A 17142-nucleotide genomic window follows, 5' to 3' on the forward strand; every position below is an offset into this window, starting at 1 on the left:
ACGGTAATAATCTTGTAAATTATGGAAATCAAGAAAACATCCAAAGCAAGCCTGGAAAACAAGAAGTCAAGTTGGCTACTTGTAGGTTATGTAATTGTGCTGGTCTTCATGTTCGTTGCATTTGAATGGTCGAAGCGTGATGTTAGGATTGACATGAGCGGTGCTATTACCGAGAACGTATTTGAGCAGGAAATTGAAATTCCTATCACGGAGCAACCCGAATTAGTAGCTCCACCACCCCCTCAAGCTCCTGCAATTGCCGAGGTATTGACAATTGTGGATGATAATGACAATGTGAAAGAAACAGCCATTGCCTCTTCCGAAGAAATCGGTGAAGCTGTAATCATCAAACCCATATCTCCAACCGTAGATGAAGAGATTCCGGTAGAGGATGAGATTTTTGAAGTTGTAGAGAAGAATCCCGAGTTTTCTTATAATGGCATGAGTCTGATGCAATATCTGGGTAAGAGTATAAAATACCCGACTATTGCGCAAGAGACCGGAACCCAGGGGCGCGTAATAGTACAATTCGTTGTCAACAAAGACGGCAGCATCGTAGATGTAAAAGTAGTAAGAGGCGTAGAGCCCTATCTGGACAAAGAAGCTATCCGTGTAATTTCCACCATGCCCAAATGGAAACCCGGTGAGCAACGAGGCAAACCGGTCCGTTGTAAATTCACAGTTCCCGTAATGTTTAAATTACAATAGCAGACATGCCAGTGTCCACTTTCCACTTGTCTCCATAAGGTAATCTCCAATATCCGAGGGTGTGTCGAAACTGGTATTCACCACAGATTACACAGATTTGCACAGATAAGCATCTTTGATTATCAGTAGATTAAGCTCATTCTGTGTTAATCCGTGTAATCTGTGGTGAATTTTGACACACCCCCATTTTTTTAAGTATCAACACAGCCATTTCCTTCTTCCATATTTTTCTTTCCGCAGAAAAACAAAAACATTCAGCCCTCTCAGACTGTTACATAGAAAAACAATATATCACTCCTGATAAAACCACACGATAATGAAATCACAACTCTTTGACATCAGAAGAGAATATAAGAAAGGCAGGCTGACACCGGGTAACCTCAACGACAATCCCCTTGAGCAATTCGACCATTGGCTGAACGATGCTATCCATAGTGATGAGTACGAGCCCACCGCCATGACGGTAGCTACAGTCTCGTCAGACGGACATCCCTCTACACGCACAGTGTTGCTGAAAGGGGTGGAAAATGGCCGGCTCATCTTCTTCACCAACTACGAAAGCAGGAAAGGCCGGCAACTGACTGCAAATCCGTATATATCCTTATCTTTCGTATGGCACAAACTGGAAAGGCAAATACATATTGAAGGAAAAGCTGAAAGATGCGCTCCTGCCGATTCTGACGCCTATTTTGCAAGCAGGCCTTACAAAAGTAAAATCGGGGCGAGGATTTCACCCCAAAGTCACGTCATAGGCAGCCGTATGGAGATAATGCGCGCGTTCGTCCGCGAAGCGGCAACATGGATAGGGCAAAGTATCAAACGTCCCGACAACTGGGGAGGTTTTGCCGTTACCCCTTTCCGTTTTGAATTCTGGCAAGGACGGGAAAGCAGGCTACACGACCGTTTCCTCTATTCCCAACAAGCGGATGGCAGCTGGAAAAAGGAGAGGCTGGCTCCCTAAATACGGACAGGGAAACACTTCTCATCACAAATAAATCTTAAAAGGAGGAACAAAGCCACAGAAACGCTGTTTGAAGGGGAAACTCTAAAAACAACAGTTATGAATTACGGTATCAGTATTCTTTTCAGGGCTATACCCTTGTTGATGGCCCTTTTCTGTTTCGGCTACGGAGCCTTTGTGCTCCACGAAGGACTGGATTCGGCAAAATTTGTGGCCGGTCCGGTAGTATTTTCCTTAGGGATGATTTGCATTGCCTTGTTCGCCACAGCGGCAACAATCATTAGACAAATTATTCATACCTACAATCCGATAGCCAGATACGCACTTCCGGTTATTGGTTACCTGGCAGCCGTACTCACAGTAATCTATGGTTGGAATTATATGCACGAAGCTGCCACGGCAAGTAATTTCGTGGCAGGACACGTGATTTGCGGAGTCGGTTTCATCACAGCTTGTGTAGCTACCACAGCCACAGCCTCCACCCGCTTCACCCTCATTCCCGCCAACTCGGAACGTACCGACCAGCTACAACCTGCCGATGCATTCAATTCCTCCCAGGGATATATCCTGATAGCAGTTGCCACCCTTATGGCAGTAATGGCATGGATATGGGCCTTCTGGCTATTGTCAAAAAGCAGCGAGCACAATGCATATTATGTAGCAGGCCATGTCATGGCAGGACTTGCTTGTATCTGTTCCAGCTTGGTGGCGCTGGTTGCAACCATCGTCCGCCAGATACGCAACAACTATACAAAGTCTGAACGGAAACAATGGCCGGCCCTTGTTTTGATAATGGGCAGCATAAGCATTCTCTGGGGACTTCTGGTCTTGGCCAACAGCAATCCGGCACTCTCCTCCACAGGATATATTATGATAGGCCTGGGACTGGTATGCTACAGCATTTCCAGCAAAGTCATACTACTTGCCGCCATCTGGCGGAACACTTTCAAGCTGGCCAACCGCATCCCGCTGATTCCGGTCTTCACGGCCCTGGCTTGTCTGTTTCTCTCCGCCTTTCTGTTTGAGATGGCAAGCCTGCACAATGCCTATTTTGTCCCTGCACGCGTACTGGCAGGTTTGGGAGGCATCTGCTTTACATTATTCTCCATCGTAAGCATTCTGGAGAGCGGTACATCTAAGTAGACATTTTCCCGCCATTGGCCTGAGCATCGAGGAACAATTCCACACGCTCGGCATGGTGGGCCACATAAGCTGCCGGACCGGTATCCCCGGAATCAAGAATATCGCGGACCACATCCGCCTTATTCTTGCCGGTAATAAAGAAAATAAGATTCTTCGCAGCAAACAAAAGGCAGCCGGTCATGGCTATGCGTTTCTGCCCATTATAGGGATTGACACTCACCTCATAAGGATGAAAGGAAGAAAGCAGATATTCCTGCCCCGGAAAGATAGAGGAGGTATGCCCGTCGTCTCCAGCACCGAGCAAAACGACATCGAAGGCCGGGAAGCCACCCCAAAGCGGAACCGTGCGGCAAACCAGCGTCGAATAGTTCTTTGCTTCAATCTCCGGGCGGTTCACTCCATAAATAGGATAAACGTATTCATCGGGCATGCCTACTTCATCCAACAGCAAACGGCGCATGGTACCATAATTGCTCTCATAATCCTCTGCCGGCACACACCGTTCATCCACCCAATAAATCCGCATCCGCATCCAAGGAGTCACCTCCTTGTACTCGTTGGCCCAAATGTCAAACATCAGCGAAGGAGTACTTCCCCCACTGAATGCAAAATAAAAGGTCTTTTCCGGCTCACGCTCCATCATCGCAATCAAATGTTCAATCAACGCATGTGCCGTAGCTGTAGCCGAATGGTAAACATAACTTTTCATAACTCGCAATATTCATCTGTATTAGTCAAATTCTTACACGGATTAGTCCACTCAGCACCATGTTCGTGCATCATCGCTTCACTTTCCAAAGGTCCCCACGTACCTACGGGATACCCATATAAAGGAGCATCCGTATGCTCTTTCCAATAACGCAACACGGGATCGAAAAAGCGCCATGAAGCCTCTACCGCGTCGCTGCGGGTAAAGAGTGTAGGGTCACCTTGTATGCAGTCCTCTATCAGACGGGCATAGGCATCGCCGGTAGGCAACCCGCCCAACTGGTCATAACTGAAGTCCATCATCACCTGCTTCACGTCAAATCCGGGTCCGGGAGTCTTCATGCCGAATTTCAGCACAATACCTTCATTGGGTTGCAGGCGGAGAATCAGCTTATTCGCGCGGGGACAATGTCCACCCTCGCAACGGAACATCTGATGGGGCGTCTCACGGAAATGTACAACAATCTCAGTCACCTTTGTCGGCATTTGTTTGCCGGTACGGATATAGAAAGGAACACCCTTCCACCGCCAGTTGTTAATACCGATTTTCATGGCAATATACGTTTCGGTACGCGAATCAGGTGCCACGTTCTTCTCTTCCCTATACCCGGCTTTCGAGCCCGAAGCCGTATATTGTCCGCGGACAATGTGTTCCTCCAAATCCTCCTCTGTCAAGGGGGCCAATGACTCATAGACCTTCACCACCTCGTTGCGGAAATTATCGGCATTGAAAACGGCAGGCGGTTCCAATGCAGTGAGCGCCACAAGCTGTATGAGGTGGTTTTGTACCATATCGCGCAGGGCTCCGGCACCTTCATAGAATCCGCCACGTCCTTCGATACCCAGATTCTCTACGGCTGTAATCTCCACATAGTCTATATAATTACGGTTCCATAGCGGTTCGAAGATTCCGTTGGCAAAACGGAAGGCGAGAATGTTCTGCGCCGTTTCCTTACCCAAAAAATGGTCGATGCGGTAAATCTGATGCTCCTTGAAAACGGAAGCATAAATGCTATTCAGCTTTCTGGCTGACTCCAAATCGTAACCGAACGGCTTTTCAACGATGATACGCGTATCAGGACGGTTCAGACCGGCCGCCTTCAAGTGCAAGGGAATGACACCGTACAAGGAAGGTGGAGTAGCCAGATAGAACAGCAGGTTGTCCGGTTTCTGCTCACCGGTAAACTCTTGTAAACGTCCGTCCAGCAGATGATAGCCTTCAACCTCGGCGGGATCCAATGTCTGGTAATGCAGATGGCTGCAAAAATCCCTCATTTTATCTTCCACCTGCTCTTTGGAAGCTACGAACTTACTCAATTCACTCATTATATATTCTTGGTAACGGGCATCCGTATACTCGGTGCGTCCTATCCCCAGAATGGAGAATCCTTCCGGCAACCGCCCGCCACTATATAAAGTATAGAGCGCCGGCATCAGTTTGCGCTTCGTCAAGTCACCCGAAGCGCCGAATATAACAATCACTAATTTCTTCATCATCTTCTCCCCTTTCTCACACATTGTACGTACCCGATTTCGTATCTCCTCCGTGTCCCGTCCAATTTTCATGGAAAAACTGTCCACGCAACTCGTCTGTCCTTTCAAAGGTATGCGCACCAAAATAGTCACGTTGCGCCTGAATCATATTGGCAGGCAACTTGGCAGACACCAGCGAATAGAAATAATTCAAGGCGGACGAGAATGCAGGCACCGGAAGTTCCTCTTTCATGGATTGTGCCACCAGATGTTTCCAGCCGGAAAGCAACAGCTGCATTTCATTTTTGAAATAAGGAGCCAACAGCAGATGTTTGGACTTGTCTTTTGCCTCGAAAGCCGTAGCTATGTCGTTCAGGAAAATACTACGGATGATGCAGCCGCCCCGCCACATGCGTGCGATGGATGCCAAATCGAGGTTCCAGGCAAAAGCGTCGGATGCACGCTGCAACACGGCGAATCCCTGAGCATATGACACTAATTTGGAAGCATAGAGTGCGGAATAGATATCCTTCACCATCTCCGACTTGTTGTACACCGCCTGCGAGCGTCGGCATACAAATTGCTTGGAAGCCGTTTCACGCAAGCCCTTCTGTGCCGACAAACTACGTTCGAACACAGCCGTAGCAATCAGCCCCAACGGCATGCCCAGCTCCATCGCATTGATAACGGACCACTTGCCCGTACCTTTCTGTCCGGCGGTATCCAATATCTTATCTATCAGGTAACCTCCTGATTTGTCCTTATGACGCAGTATGTTGGCGGTAATTTCAATGAGATAGCTACGCAACTTACCCTCATTCCAATCAGCAAAGATTTCCGCCATCTGTCCATTGTCCAGACCAAGCAGATTCTTCATCACCCAATAAGCTTCGGCAATAAGCTGCATATCTCCATATTCGATACCGTTATGTATCATCTTGACGAAATGACCGGAACCGGCAGGACCAATCCACTGGCAGCACGGGGTACCGTCAGATGCTTTTGCCGCAATACTCTGCAGGATAGGCTTCACCTCAGGCCAGGCACTTTCAGATCCTCCGGGCATGATAGACGCGCCGTTCAGCGCTCCTTCCTCTCCACCGGAAACTCCAGCTCCCACAAAACGGAAGCCTTTCTTTTCGGCCAATGCCACACGCCGGTTGGTGTCCTCATAATTGGAATTACCACCGTCAATCAGGATATCCCCTTCGGACAAATGGGGAAACAGCTGTTCCATCAGTTCATCCACCGCACTGCCGGCACGAACCATCATCATTATTTTGCGGGGTATGGCAATGGAAGTTACAAATTCGGCTATATCTGTATAGCCTTCAATTTTTTTCCCTTTGGCGCGGCCGTTCACAAAACGTTCCACCACCCCTTCTTCCACTCCCGGAACCGTACGATTATATACCGAAACATTCCATCCCTTATCTGCCATATTGAGGGCCAAATTCTCGCCCATAACTGCCAGACCGATAAGTCCAATGTCTGTTTTATTTAAATTCTTCATATTCATGTAAATTTTGTCTTTATATGGAAACAAAATGCTAACAGCATTTGTTCGTATGAATTACGAAAATAAAATAGTACTTTTGTCAGCGAAAGCCTATTTTTCAACCAGACAGAAAACCAATGCTCATGAAGAACTTCCACATCGGACTATTGCCACGCATCATCATTGCCATTATCTTAGGTATACTTTTCGGAAATTTCCTACCGGCTTCGCTGGTACGGCTGTTCGTAACATTCAATGCCATTTTCAGTGAATTCCTGAACTTCTCCATCCCCCTCATCATTGTGGGACTGGTCACGATTGCCATTGCCGACATCGGCAAAGGAGCCGGACGGATGCTGGTCGTCACGGCGCTCATTGCTTACGGAGCTACCTTATTCTCCGGCTTTCTCTCCTATTTCACCGGTATGGCGGTATTTCCTTCCCTCATAGAAACCGGGGTGCCGTTAGAAGAAGTCAGTGAGTCTCAAGGCATTCTTCCCTATTTTTCCGTGGGTATCCCGCCCTTGATGAATGTTATGACCGCACTCGTACTTGCCTTCACACTGGGGCTGGGCCTGGCTCATCTGAAAAGTGAGGTACTGAAAAATGCGGCACGCGATTTTCAAGAGATTGTCATCCGCATGATCAGTGCAGTGATATTGCCGCTGCTTCCCATCTATATTTTCGGCATTTTCCTCAACATGACGCACAGTGGACAAGTATTCGGCATCCTGATGGTCTTTATTAAGATTATCGGTGTAATCTTCCTGCTTCACATCTTTCTCCTGGTATTCCAATACAGCATTGCGGCACTGTTTGTCCGCAAGAACCCTCTCAAACTACTGGGACGAATGATGCCTGCCTACTTCACGGCTCTAGGCACTCAATCCAGTGCCGCCACTATCCCTGTAACATTGGAGCAAAGTCGGAAGAACGGCGTCTCTGCCGATATTGCCGGATTCGTCATCCCACTTTGCGCCACCATCCATCTGTCGGGCAGCACATTGAAGATTGTGGCATGCGCCCTGGCACTGATGATAATGCAAGGCATGCCCCATGATTTCCCTCTATTTGCAGGATTTATCTTCATGCTGGGCATCACTATGGTAGCCGCTCCCGGGGTACCGGGAGGCGCCATCATGGCATCACTGGGCATCCTGCAATCCATGCTGGGCTTCGACGAGTCGGCACAAGCGCTGATGATTGCACTATACATAGCGATGGACAGCTTCGGTACTGCCTGCAATGTGACGGGCGACGGGGCAATCGCACTGATTATCGACAAAGTGATGGGAAAGAAATAGTTTATATTTTGCTATCTCGTGGAAAATAACGAATATTGCAGTCCGAAAAGACATAATAACAAGAAGCATACATTATGAAGAAAGCCCTTATCTCCGGCATTACCGGGCAGGACGGCTCGTTCCTTGCCGAATTCCTCCTGCAGAAAGGATATGAAGTGCACGGTATCCTGCGTCGCTCTTCCTCTTTCAACACCGGCCGCATCGAACACCTCTACTTCGATGAGTGGGTACGCGACATGAAACAGAAACGTACCATTAACCTGCACTATGGAGACATGACAGACTCCAGCTCTCTCATCCGTATCATCCAGAGTGTGCAGCCGGACGAAATATATAACCTTGCCGCCCAAAGCCATGTCAAAGTATCCTTCGACGTGCCCGAATATACCGCCGAAACCGATGCCGTAGGCACCCTGCGCATGCTCGAAGCCGTACGCATTCTCGGTATGGAAAAGAAGACACGCATCTACCAGGCCTCCACTTCCGAGCTCTTCGGAAAAGTGCAGGAAGTGCCGCAAAGCGAAACGACCCCGTTCTATCCCCGCAGCCCCTATGGCGTAGCCAAACAGTATGGCTTTTGGATTACAAAGAACTACCGCGAAAGCTATGGCATGTTTGCTGTAAACGGCATACTCTTCAACCACGAGAGCGAACGCCGAGGTGAAACCTTCGTGACAAGAAAAATCACACTGGCGGCTGCCCGCATCGCCCAAGGCTTCCAGGACAAGCTGTATCTGGGCAATCTGGATGCCCGGCGCGACTGGGGATATGCCAAAGACTACATCGAGTGCATGTGGCTCATCCTGCAGCACGACACCCCCGAAGACTTCGTCATTGCCACCGGAGAAATGCATACCGTACGCGAATTTGCGACACTGGCATTCCGGGAGGTAGGCATCACTCTGTGCTGGGAAGGCCAGGGAGTGGATGAGAAGGGTATCGACACACAGACCGGAAAAGTCCTCGTGGAAGTCGACCCCAAATATTTCCGGCCTGCCGAAGTGGAACAATTGCTGGGCGACCCCACCAAAGCAAAAACACTGCTGGGATGGAATCCGAGGCAGACCAGTTTTGAAGAGTTGGTACGCATCATGGCAGAGCACGACATGAAATTTGTGAAGAAACTGTATTTAAGAAGCAAAGAGCTTTGAATGAACTATTAAACTTTCAGACAACAATGTTAGACAAAAATGCCAAAATATATGTAGCAGGCCACCGGGGACTGGTAGGTTCTGCCATCTGGAAAAATCTTGAGGAGAAAGGATACACCAATCTCATCGGCAAGACCCACACAGAACTCGATCTGCTCGACGGAGTTGCCGTACGCCGCTTCTTCGACGAGGAACAGCCCGAATATGTATTCCTTGCCGCCGCCTTTGTGGGTGGCATCATGGCCAACAGTATCTACCGTGCCGACTTCATCTACAAGAACTTGCAGATACAGCAGAACGTCATCGGCGAAAGCTTCCGCCACGGAGTGAAAAAACTTCTCTTTCTGGGCAGCACCTGCATCTATCCCCGTGATGCCGAACAGCCGATGAAAGAAGACGCACTCCTCACTTCTCCGCTGGAATACACGAACGAACCCTATGCCATCGCCAAAATAGCCGGACTGAAAATGTGCGAAAGCTTCAATCTTCAATACAGTACGAACTACATTGCCGTGATGCCCACCAACCTTTACGGTCCCAACGACAACTTCGACCTGGAACGCAGCCACGTGCTCCCTGCCATGATACGCAAGATACACCTCGCCCACTGCCTGAAACAAGGCGACTGGGATGCCGTACGCCACGACATGAACCTGCGTCCGGTGGAAGGCATCAACGGCGACAGCAGCAAAGAGGACATTCTGAATATCCTCCGGAAATACGGCATCAGCGAAGAAGAAGTGAGATTATGGGGTACCGGCACCCCCTTGCGCGAATTCCTCTGGAGCGAGGAGATGGCAGATGCCAGCGTCTTCGTCATGGAACACGTCGACTTCAAAGATACCTTCAAGCCGGGCGACAAGGAAATCCGCAACTGTCACATCAATATCGGTACGGGCAAGGAAATCACTATCCGCCAGTTGGCAGAGCTGATTGTCAACACCGTAGGCTATCAGGGCCGGTTGACCTTCGACACTTCCAAACCCGACGGCACCATGCGCAAACTGACCGATCCCGGTAAGTTACATGCATTGGGATGGCATCATAAGATTGATATCGAGGAAGGTGTGCAACGCATGTACCGATGGTACTTGGGAAAGTAATTAGTGACGTCTGATTAGCCATGAATGCCATACGGTACAAGGTGGGAACTGTATTGTTTATATTGCTGATACTTTTATCAGGTATCAGCCCAACCATGAATGCCATGATAGCTCCCGTGACCTATTCCGTTCGCGGCAAAGTCATCGACAGACAGTCCAGACAACCCGTGGCCTACGCCAACGTTTTCGTTGCCGGCATCCCCGGGAAAGGGGTATCCACCGATTCACTCGGCACATTCAAGATAGAGCAGGTACCTCCGGGCATTTATAGCCTTGAGGCATCCTGCATAGGATACCAGACTGTTTCCACCCCCGAATATATCGTTTCAGCCTCAACCCCGTTCATCGAGATAGAGATGGAAGAGGATGCCAATCTGCTGAACACAGTAGTGGTGGTGCCTTCCCCCTTCCGGCGAAATATCGAAAGCCCGGTCAGCATGCGTATCATCGGCTTGCAGGAAATAGAGAAAAGTCCCGGAGCCAACCGGGATGTTTCGCGCATCGTACGCTCCTATCCCGGCGTCTCTTTCTCTCCCATCGGCTATCGCAACGACTTGATTGTTCGGGGCGGTTCTCCTTCCGAAAACCGCTTTTATATGGATGGCATCGAAATCCCCAACATCAACCACTTTGCCACTCAGGGTGCATCCGGAGGACCGGTAAGTATTGTCAATGCCGACCTGATACGCGAGATTACATTTTATACGGGCGCCTTCCCCGCCAACCGCTCCGGAGCCTTGAGTTCCGTCCTCGACTTCCGCCTCAAGGACGGAAATCCGGACAAGCAGGCGTTCAAAGCCACCATCGGCGCATCGGAAGTCTCGCTCAGCGGAGCAGGCCATCTGGGGCAGCGCACCACTTATCTGTTCTCCGCACGCCAGTCCTACCTGCAACTTTTGTTCAAGGCTTTGGGACTGCCCTTCCTGCCCAATTTCATTGACGGACAATTCAAAACAAAAACCCGTTTCAACGAGCACAGCGAGCTGACCCTGCTTGGTCTTGCAGGCATTGACAAGATGAAACTGAATACCGATGAAAAAGGAGAAGATGCCGAATATCTGCTCAGCTATCTCCCCACTATCCATCAGGAAACATTCACTTTCGGAGCCTCTTACAGACACTACAATGGAAGGCACGTACAATCCCTTATACTGAGCCATAACTACCTGAACAACCGCAATCTGAAATACCGCAACAACGATGACTCTTCCGAAGACAACCTGACCCTGCGCCTACGCTCCACAGAACAAAAGACCACCCTGCGTTTCGAAAACCAAACGCGCTTGGGAGCATGGACCCTAAAAGAAGGAGCAGAACTGAACAACTCCATCTATACAAACCACAGCAGGCAAAGACTATACGGCAGTCATTCGGGTACGCTTTCCATCTACGAAACCTCACTCAACATCTTCGGCTGGGGGGCTTTCTTCTCTTCCAACTATACCACCGCCGACAAGCGTCTGGCCCTTTCTGCCGGTATCCGTATGGATGGCAACACTTACAACCGAAAGATGCGGCAGCTATGGAAACAGTTCTCCCCACGCCTCTCTGCATCCTACAAACTCTCGGAACAATGGACCCTGAGCGGAAGTACCGGCCTCTACCACCAATTGCCTCCCTACACCGCTTTGGGATATAAAGACAATGAAGGGCAATATCTCAACAAAAACCTGAAGTACATGCAGGTCTTTGAAAGCAGCCTCGGTGTGGACTGGCACCTGCAAGACCGGTTCATGGTTTCTGCAGAAGGTTTCTTCAAGCGTTACAGCCGTATGCCACTTTCCCTTCAAGACAACATTCCGTTGGCATGCAAAGGAAACGATTACGGTGTCACCGGCAACGAAGCACTCGTCCCTACAGCCAGCGGCAGGGCCTACGGACTGGAAACCATGTTCCGCTGGCAGGCATCCGGCAAGTTCAATCTCGTATCCTCCTTCACCTTATACCGCAGCGAATACCGCAACCGCCCAGATGGAGACTTCATTCCATCTGCCTGGGACAACCGTTTCATACTCAACATGAGCGGTACATACAACCTGCCCCGGCGCTGGAGCATAGGAGGCAAGCTAAGCTATATAGGCGGCAGCCCCTACACTCCCTATGATGAAGACAAATCATCACTCGTAGAAGCATGGGATGCCAAAGGACAGCCCTACTACGACTATGCGTACTATAATACCGGGCGACTTCCCAACTTTGCCCAGTTAGACTTGCGTGTGGACAAGTCCTTCTACTTCCATCACTGCATGATAGGAATCTATCTGGACATACAGAATATCACCGGCAACAAACTGAAGCAACCGGATGTGATAATGAGTACGGGCATCATCGAAAATCCGTCTGCTCCTGTTACCGAACAGCGCTATAAAATGAAATACCTCAAGCAGGAAAGCGGCACTATCCTGCCTACTTTAGGTATAACTGTCGAGTTTTAGCAAATAGCCGCCATAAAAACTATTTTCCCTATAAAAGTTTGCTTTCTATATATAAACCCTTATATTTGCACAATTTTCAACCAAATGTGCAATTAATATCATGGAACAAAGTTTTATCGCCTATATAGAGAATAGCATAAAGGAAAATTGGGATTTAGACGCTCTGACCGACTATAAGGGAGCAACCCTACAATATAAGGACGTAGCCCGCAAAATAGAAAAGCTGCATATCATTTTCGAGGCAAGCGGCATCAAGAAAGGCGATAAGATTGCCGTCTGTGGCCGCAACAGTTCCCACTGGGGCGTAACGTTCCTCGCAACATTGACCTACGGTGCGGTAATCGTCCCCATCCTTCACGAGTTCAAGGCAGACAATGTACACAACATCGTGAACCATTCCGAAGCCAAACTGCTTTTCGTAGGCGACCAGGTTTGGGAAAACCTCAACGAAAGTGCCATGCCGCTGCTGGAGGGCATCATGATGATGGCAGACTTCTACATTCTTGTCTCCCGTAGCGAAAAGTTGGACTATGCCCGCGAACATCTCAACGAAATGTTCGGTAAGAAATACCCCAAGAACTTCCGCAAGGAGCATGTCAGTTATCACAAGGACCAGCCCGACGAACTGGCGGTCATCAACTATACATCCGGCACCACCAGTTACTCCAAAGGAGTGATGCTGCCCTACCGCAGCCTTTGGTCAAACACCACTTTTGCTTTCGAAGTATTGCCGCTGAAAGCCGGTGACAAGATTGTCTCCATGCTGCCAATGGCACATATGTACGGACTTGCATTCGAGTTTCTGTATGAATTCGCCGTAGGTTGCCACATATTCTTCCTCACTCGTATGCCCAGCCCCAAAATCATTTTCCAGGCTTTCACCGAAGTGAAGCCTAACCTGATTGTGGCTGTTCCGCTCATTATCGAAAAGATTATAAAGAAGAGCGTACTGCCCAAGCTGGAAACTCCTGCCATGAAGCTGTTGCTGAAAGTACCCATCATCAATGACAAGATAAAGGCGACCGTACGCGAACAAATGATTCAAGCCTTTGGCGGAAACTTTGCAGAAATCATTGTAGGAGGAGCTGCCTTCAACCAGGAAGTGGAGCAGTTCTTAAAGATGATAGATTTCCCCTATACGGTAGGCTATGGAATGACGGAATGCGGCCCCATCATCTGTTACGAGGATTGGACCCGCTTCAAACCCGGTTCTTGCGGAAAGGCCGCACCGCGTATGGAGGTGAAAATCCTATCATCCGATCCCGAAAACATTCCGGGAGAGATTGTCTGCCGTGGTCCCAATGTCATGCTGGGTTACTACAAGAACGACGAGGCCACCGTACAGGTACTCGACAAAGACGGCTGGCTGCACACCGGAGACCTTGCCCTGATGGATGCCGAAGGCAACGTAAGCATCAAGGGACGCAGCAAGAACATGCTCCTTGGTCCGAGCGGTCAGAATATCTACCCGGAAGAGATAGAAGACAAACTGAACAATATGCCGTATGTAGCCGAAAGCATCATCGTGCAGCAGAATGAGAAACTGGTAGGTCTGGTTTACCCCGACTTCGATGATGCCTTTGCCCATGGGCTGAACAATGACGACATCGAACGCGTCATGGAGGAAAACCGTGTGGCACTGAATGCAGAACTGCCCGCATACAGCCAGATATTCAAAATGAAAATCTATCCTGAAGAATTTGAAAAAACGCCGAAGAAATCTATCAAACGCTTCTTGTATCAGGAGGCCAAAGGATAATGTAAAAAAACAATTAAACTACAACCTATCTAACCCTTTCTAAATTATTATCTAAATGAGAAACGAATTATTATTATCCGCCATGCTTCCGATATGCGGAATGGCGGGAGAAGCGTATGGCATGCCGCCTGGGGATGCCGTACCTGCTCCAAAAGAGCAGCCAAACATCATTCTGTTCCTAGTGGATGACATGGGATGGCAAGACACGTCCCTCCCCTTTTGGACACAGCGTACCAAGTACAACGATACGTACCATACTCCCAACATGGAACGGATGGCTACACAAGGCAAAATGTTTACGCAGGCCTATGCATGCAGCATCAGTTCACCTACGCGTGTCAGCCTTTTTACGGGAATGAATGCTGCCAGGCATCGAGTCACCAGTTGGACCCTCCGCAAGAACACTACCCATGAACAACCCGACTCGGTCATGATTTATCCGGAATGGAACGTTAACGGCATTTGTCAAGAGCCTGGCGTGGAACGGACCACACAAGTCACCTCCCTGGCCGAAGTGCTCAAAGACCATGGCTATCACACCATTCATTGCGGAAAAGCCCACTTCGGTGCTGAAGGCACTCCCGGAGCCGACCCGTTGAAAATGGGGTTTGAAGTGAACATAGCCGGACATGCTGCCGGTTCACCTGCCAGCTACTATGGCAAGGAGAATTTCGGCAACAAAACAGACGGTAAAAGCCCGCTGGCTGCCGTACCCGGTCTGGAGAAATATCATGGAACCGACACTTTCCTAAGTGAAGCCCTTACCATAGAGGCCATGAAGGCCCTGGACGATGCACAGCAGACTGACAAGCCATTCTTTCTGTACATGGCACACTATGCCATCCATACCCCTATACAACCTGACATGCGTTTCTACCAGAAGTACCTGGACAAAGGCCTTCCTCCGGTAGAAGCTGCCTATGCTACTCTCATTGAGGGTATGGACAAAAGTCTGGGAGACATTATGGATTATCTGGACAAGAACAACCTGACGGAAAACACTATCCTCATCTTCATGTCCGACAATGGCGGTTTGGCGGCCCATACCCGCGCCGGACAACTGCATGTCCAGAACTATCCGCTCAACAGTGGTAAAGGTTCCGCCTACGAAGGAGGCATACGTGAACCGATGATTGTCCGCTGGCCGGGCATCGTAGCGCCCCAAACCCAATGCGACCATTACCTGATGATAGAGGACTTCTTCCCCACCATCCTTGAGATGGCAGGCGTAGACAACTATACAACCGTACAGCAACGCGACGGCATCAGTTTCATGCCATTGCTCACCGGAAAAGGTAAAATGAAAGACCGTGATATCTACTGGCATTATCCCAATAGCTGGGGTCCTTCCGGCCCGGGCATCGGAGCCACTTGCTCCATCCGTTCGGGCGAGTGGAAGCTGGTGTATTATTTCGGTGACGGTAGACGGGAACTTTTCAACATCCCCGCCGACATCAGTGAAAAACATGATATGGCCCGAGAGAAGCCTGAAGTTGTCAAAGAGTTGTCACGGAAATTAAGTAATTACCTCCGGTCTGTGGATGCGCAGCGCCCTCTGTTGCGTGCCACCCGCCAACCAGCTCCCTGGCCGGACGAAATATAGAAAAAAGTATGAAACGAAACCTTTCCCTCCTCCTTGTGTCCCTGCTTTTTGCAGGGACAGCTCTTGCCCAAGAACATAATCCGGGCAGCGTACAGCCGGATACGATTCAGAAATCCTCCGAGAAATCTTTCCGGAAACAACGCTCTCCACGAACAGACCATGGCCCGGTAGGTATCAATATCTCCTTATGGAAAAACATCTCCACACAGCGGACTGATACCATAGGAAGCACCTGCTTCAATCTGGGTGTGTTCTCCTCCATGAACCGTCTGAATGGCCTCGGCATGAATATTCTTGGCAGTGTAACCGGCAGGGATGTGAACGGTGTACAGATGGCAGGTCTGTCAAATATGGTGGGGGGAAGCATGCGAGGCATGCAGATAGCAGGAATTACCAACATCAATGGCAACAACCTTATCGGAGTATCCGTTTCGGGACTGGTAGGTATCACCGGAAACCATGCGCAAGGCGTCATCATTTCCGGTCTGGCAAACATCAGTGGGGACTATAATCGTGGCGCCTCCATAGGCGGCCTGTTGAATATCAGCGGAGAAGGTGCTTCCGGCATACACTTTGCCGGACTCGCCAATATTTCCGGTGGAAATTTCAAAGGATTTTCAGGGGCCGGCCTGCTAAGTGTAATCGGTGAAGACTTGAATGGCATGCAGATGTCCGCCCTTACCAACATCACCGCCGGAGATATGACCGGTGTTCAGGTTTCCGGCCTGGGCAATGTGGTGGGTGGTACAGCCCGAGGATTACAAATAGGCGCTGCCAATATGGCCATACGTGCCAAAGGGCTTCAAATAGGTCTATTCAACTACTACAAAGAAAAATTAGATGGTTTCCAATTGGGATTAGTCAATGCCAATCCCCAAACAAAAGTTCAACTGATGTTTTTCGGTGGTAATGCCACCAAGCTGAATGTAGGTGCCCGTTTCAAGAACCGGCTCTTCTATACCATCCTCGGTGGCGGTACCCATTATCTGGATTTTGGCGATAAGTTTTCCGCTGCCCTCTTCTACCGTGCCGGTCTTGAATTACCGCTCTACAAACAGCTGTTCATCAGCGGAGATCTGGGATACCAACATATAGAAACCTTCAAGAACAAGGACTACGGCATTCCGGCACGTCTCTATGCCCTCCAGGCACGTGTCAATCTGGAATACCACCTGACCGACCGCTTTGGCATATTCCTCACCGGCGGTTATGGCGGCAGCCGCTACTACACCCAAGGGAAAACCTATGACAAAGGCATCATTGTAGAGGGCGGGGTGACGATACTGAAATTATAAA

13 protein-coding genes are annotated in these 17142 nt (G+C 49.5%); 10 read left to right on the forward strand and 3 right to left on the reverse strand.

Translation table 11 applies throughout. The features are described 5' to 3' along the window. The first annotated feature begins 21 nt into the window (after positions 1-21). From CSD97_RS05645 to CSD97_RS05655, 3 genes are all read left to right on the forward strand, one after another. Positions 22-708, forward strand: coding sequence for an energy transducer TonB (locus CSD97_RS05645; RefSeq protein ID WP_098032069.1), 687 nt, complete (start codon positions 22-24; stop codon positions 706-708). 316 nt (positions 709-1024) lie between these two features. Continuing rightward, entirely contained in the window at positions 1025-1669 is a 645-nt protein-coding gene (gene pdxH, locus CSD97_RS05650; protein WP_098032070.1) for a pyridoxamine 5'-phosphate oxidase, read from the forward strand. Positions 1670-1768: 99 nt separating this feature from the next. Further along, positions 1769-2812, forward strand: a complete 1044-nt coding sequence (locus CSD97_RS05655; protein ID WP_005828056.1) for a DUF2776 family protein — start codon at positions 1769-1771, stop codon at positions 2810-2812. Here CSD97_RS05655 and pgl read toward each other — a convergent pair. From pgl to gnd, 3 genes are read right to left on the reverse strand one after another with little or no spacing between them, the layout of a single operon-like run. Next, positions 2805-3521, reverse strand: coding sequence for a 6-phosphogluconolactonase (pgl, locus tag CSD97_RS05660; RefSeq protein WP_005836269.1), 717 nt, complete (start codon positions 3519-3521; stop codon positions 2805-2807). The two genes, CSD97_RS05655 and pgl, sit on opposite strands and share 8 nt — an antisense overlap. Then, a complete protein-coding gene (zwf, locus tag CSD97_RS05665; RefSeq protein WP_057088332.1) occupies positions 3518-5014 on the reverse strand; it encodes a glucose-6-phosphate dehydrogenase in 1497 nt (498 codons plus the stop codon). The genes pgl and zwf overlap by 4 nt, the downstream gene beginning before the upstream one ends. Positions 5015-5030: 16 nt before the next feature. Next, complete coding sequence (gene gnd, locus CSD97_RS05670) at positions 5031-6506, reverse strand: decarboxylating NADP(+)-dependent phosphogluconate dehydrogenase (RefSeq protein ID WP_098032109.1); 1476 nt, start codon at positions 6504-6506, stop codon at positions 5031-5033. Between the two features lie 128 nt (positions 6507-6634). On the opposite strand from gnd, the gene CSD97_RS05675 reads away from it, so the two are divergent. From CSD97_RS05675 to CSD97_RS05705, 7 genes are all read left to right on the forward strand, one after another. Next, positions 6635-7795, forward strand: a complete 1161-nt coding sequence (locus CSD97_RS05675) for a dicarboxylate/amino acid:cation symporter (RefSeq protein ID WP_005837656.1) — start codon at positions 6635-6637, stop codon at positions 7793-7795. 74 nt (positions 7796-7869) lie between these two features. Beyond that, entirely contained in the window at positions 7870-8946 is a 1077-nt protein-coding gene (gene gmd / locus CSD97_RS05680) for a GDP-mannose 4,6-dehydratase (RefSeq protein WP_005836261.1), read from the forward strand. Between the two features lie 26 nt (positions 8947-8972). Then, on the forward strand, positions 8973-10049 hold the full coding sequence (locus CSD97_RS05685) for a GDP-L-fucose synthase (RefSeq protein ID WP_005836259.1): 1077 nt from the start codon (positions 8973-8975) through the stop codon (positions 10047-10049). A 20-nt stretch (positions 10050-10069) separates the two neighbouring features. Next, positions 10070-12484 carry a TonB-dependent receptor gene (locus CSD97_RS05690; RefSeq protein ID WP_005836257.1) on the forward strand — a complete coding sequence of 805 codons (2415 nt, stop codon included), beginning with the start codon at positions 10070-10072 and terminating at the stop codon, positions 12482-12484. Between the two features lie 100 nt (positions 12485-12584). Next, a complete protein-coding gene (locus tag CSD97_RS05695; protein WP_005828046.1) occupies positions 12585-14243 on the forward strand; it encodes a long-chain fatty acid--CoA ligase in 1659 nt (552 codons plus the stop codon). Positions 14244-14298: 55 nt separating this feature from the next. Beyond that, positions 14299-15846, forward strand: a complete 1548-nt coding sequence (locus tag CSD97_RS05700) for a sulfatase (protein WP_005828045.1) — start codon at positions 14299-14301, stop codon at positions 15844-15846. Between the two features lie 8 nt (positions 15847-15854). Next, positions 15855-17141, forward strand: a complete 1287-nt coding sequence (locus CSD97_RS05705) for a hypothetical protein (RefSeq protein ID WP_005836256.1) — start codon at positions 15855-15857, stop codon at positions 17139-17141. The last annotated feature ends 1 nt before the right edge of the window (position 17142 follow it).

It is taken from the genome of Bacteroides sp. AR29, assembly GCF_900217715.1.
GTDB classification, from domain to species: domain Bacteria; phylum Bacteroidota; class Bacteroidia; order Bacteroidales; family Bacteroidaceae; genus Bacteroides; species Bacteroides uniformis.

What these genes read in the sequence shown, in the direction of transcription:
- CSD97_RS05645 (WP_098032069.1), top strand. Translation starts at nt 22, where the DNA reads ATGGAAATCAAGAAAACATCCAAAGCAAGCCTGGAAAACAAGAAGTCA.
- pdxH (WP_098032070.1), top strand. Translation starts at nt 1,025, where the DNA reads ATGAAATCACAACTCTTTGACATCAGAAGAGAATATAAGAAAGGCAGG.
- CSD97_RS05655 (WP_005828056.1), top strand. Translation starts at nt 1,769, where the DNA reads ATGAATTACGGTATCAGTATTCTTTTCAGGGCTATACCCTTGTTGATG.
- pgl (WP_005836269.1), bottom strand. Translation starts at nt 3,521, where the DNA reads ATGAAAAGTTATGTTTACCATTCGGCTACAGCTACGGCACATGCGTTG.
- zwf (WP_057088332.1), bottom strand. Translation starts at nt 5,014, where the DNA reads ATGAAGAAATTAGTGATTGTTATATTCGGCGCTTCGGGTGACTTGACG.
- gnd (WP_098032109.1), bottom strand. Translation starts at nt 6,506, where the DNA reads ATGAAGAATTTAAATAAAACAGACATTGGACTTATCGGTCTGGCAGTT.
- CSD97_RS05675 (WP_005837656.1), top strand. Translation starts at nt 6,635, where the DNA reads ATGAAGAACTTCCACATCGGACTATTGCCACGCATCATCATTGCCATT.
- gmd (WP_005836261.1), top strand. Translation starts at nt 7,870, where the DNA reads ATGAAGAAAGCCCTTATCTCCGGCATTACCGGGCAGGACGGCTCGTTC.
- CSD97_RS05685 (WP_005836259.1), top strand. Translation starts at nt 8,973, where the DNA reads ATGTTAGACAAAAATGCCAAAATATATGTAGCAGGCCACCGGGGACTG.
- CSD97_RS05690 (WP_005836257.1), top strand. Translation starts at nt 10,070, where the DNA reads ATGAATGCCATACGGTACAAGGTGGGAACTGTATTGTTTATATTGCTG.
- CSD97_RS05695 (WP_005828046.1), top strand. Translation starts at nt 12,585, where the DNA reads ATGGAACAAAGTTTTATCGCCTATATAGAGAATAGCATAAAGGAAAAT.
- CSD97_RS05700 (WP_005828045.1), top strand. Translation starts at nt 14,299, where the DNA reads ATGAGAAACGAATTATTATTATCCGCCATGCTTCCGATATGCGGAATG.
- CSD97_RS05705 (WP_005836256.1), top strand. Translation starts at nt 15,855, where the DNA reads ATGAAACGAAACCTTTCCCTCCTCCTTGTGTCCCTGCTTTTTGCAGGG.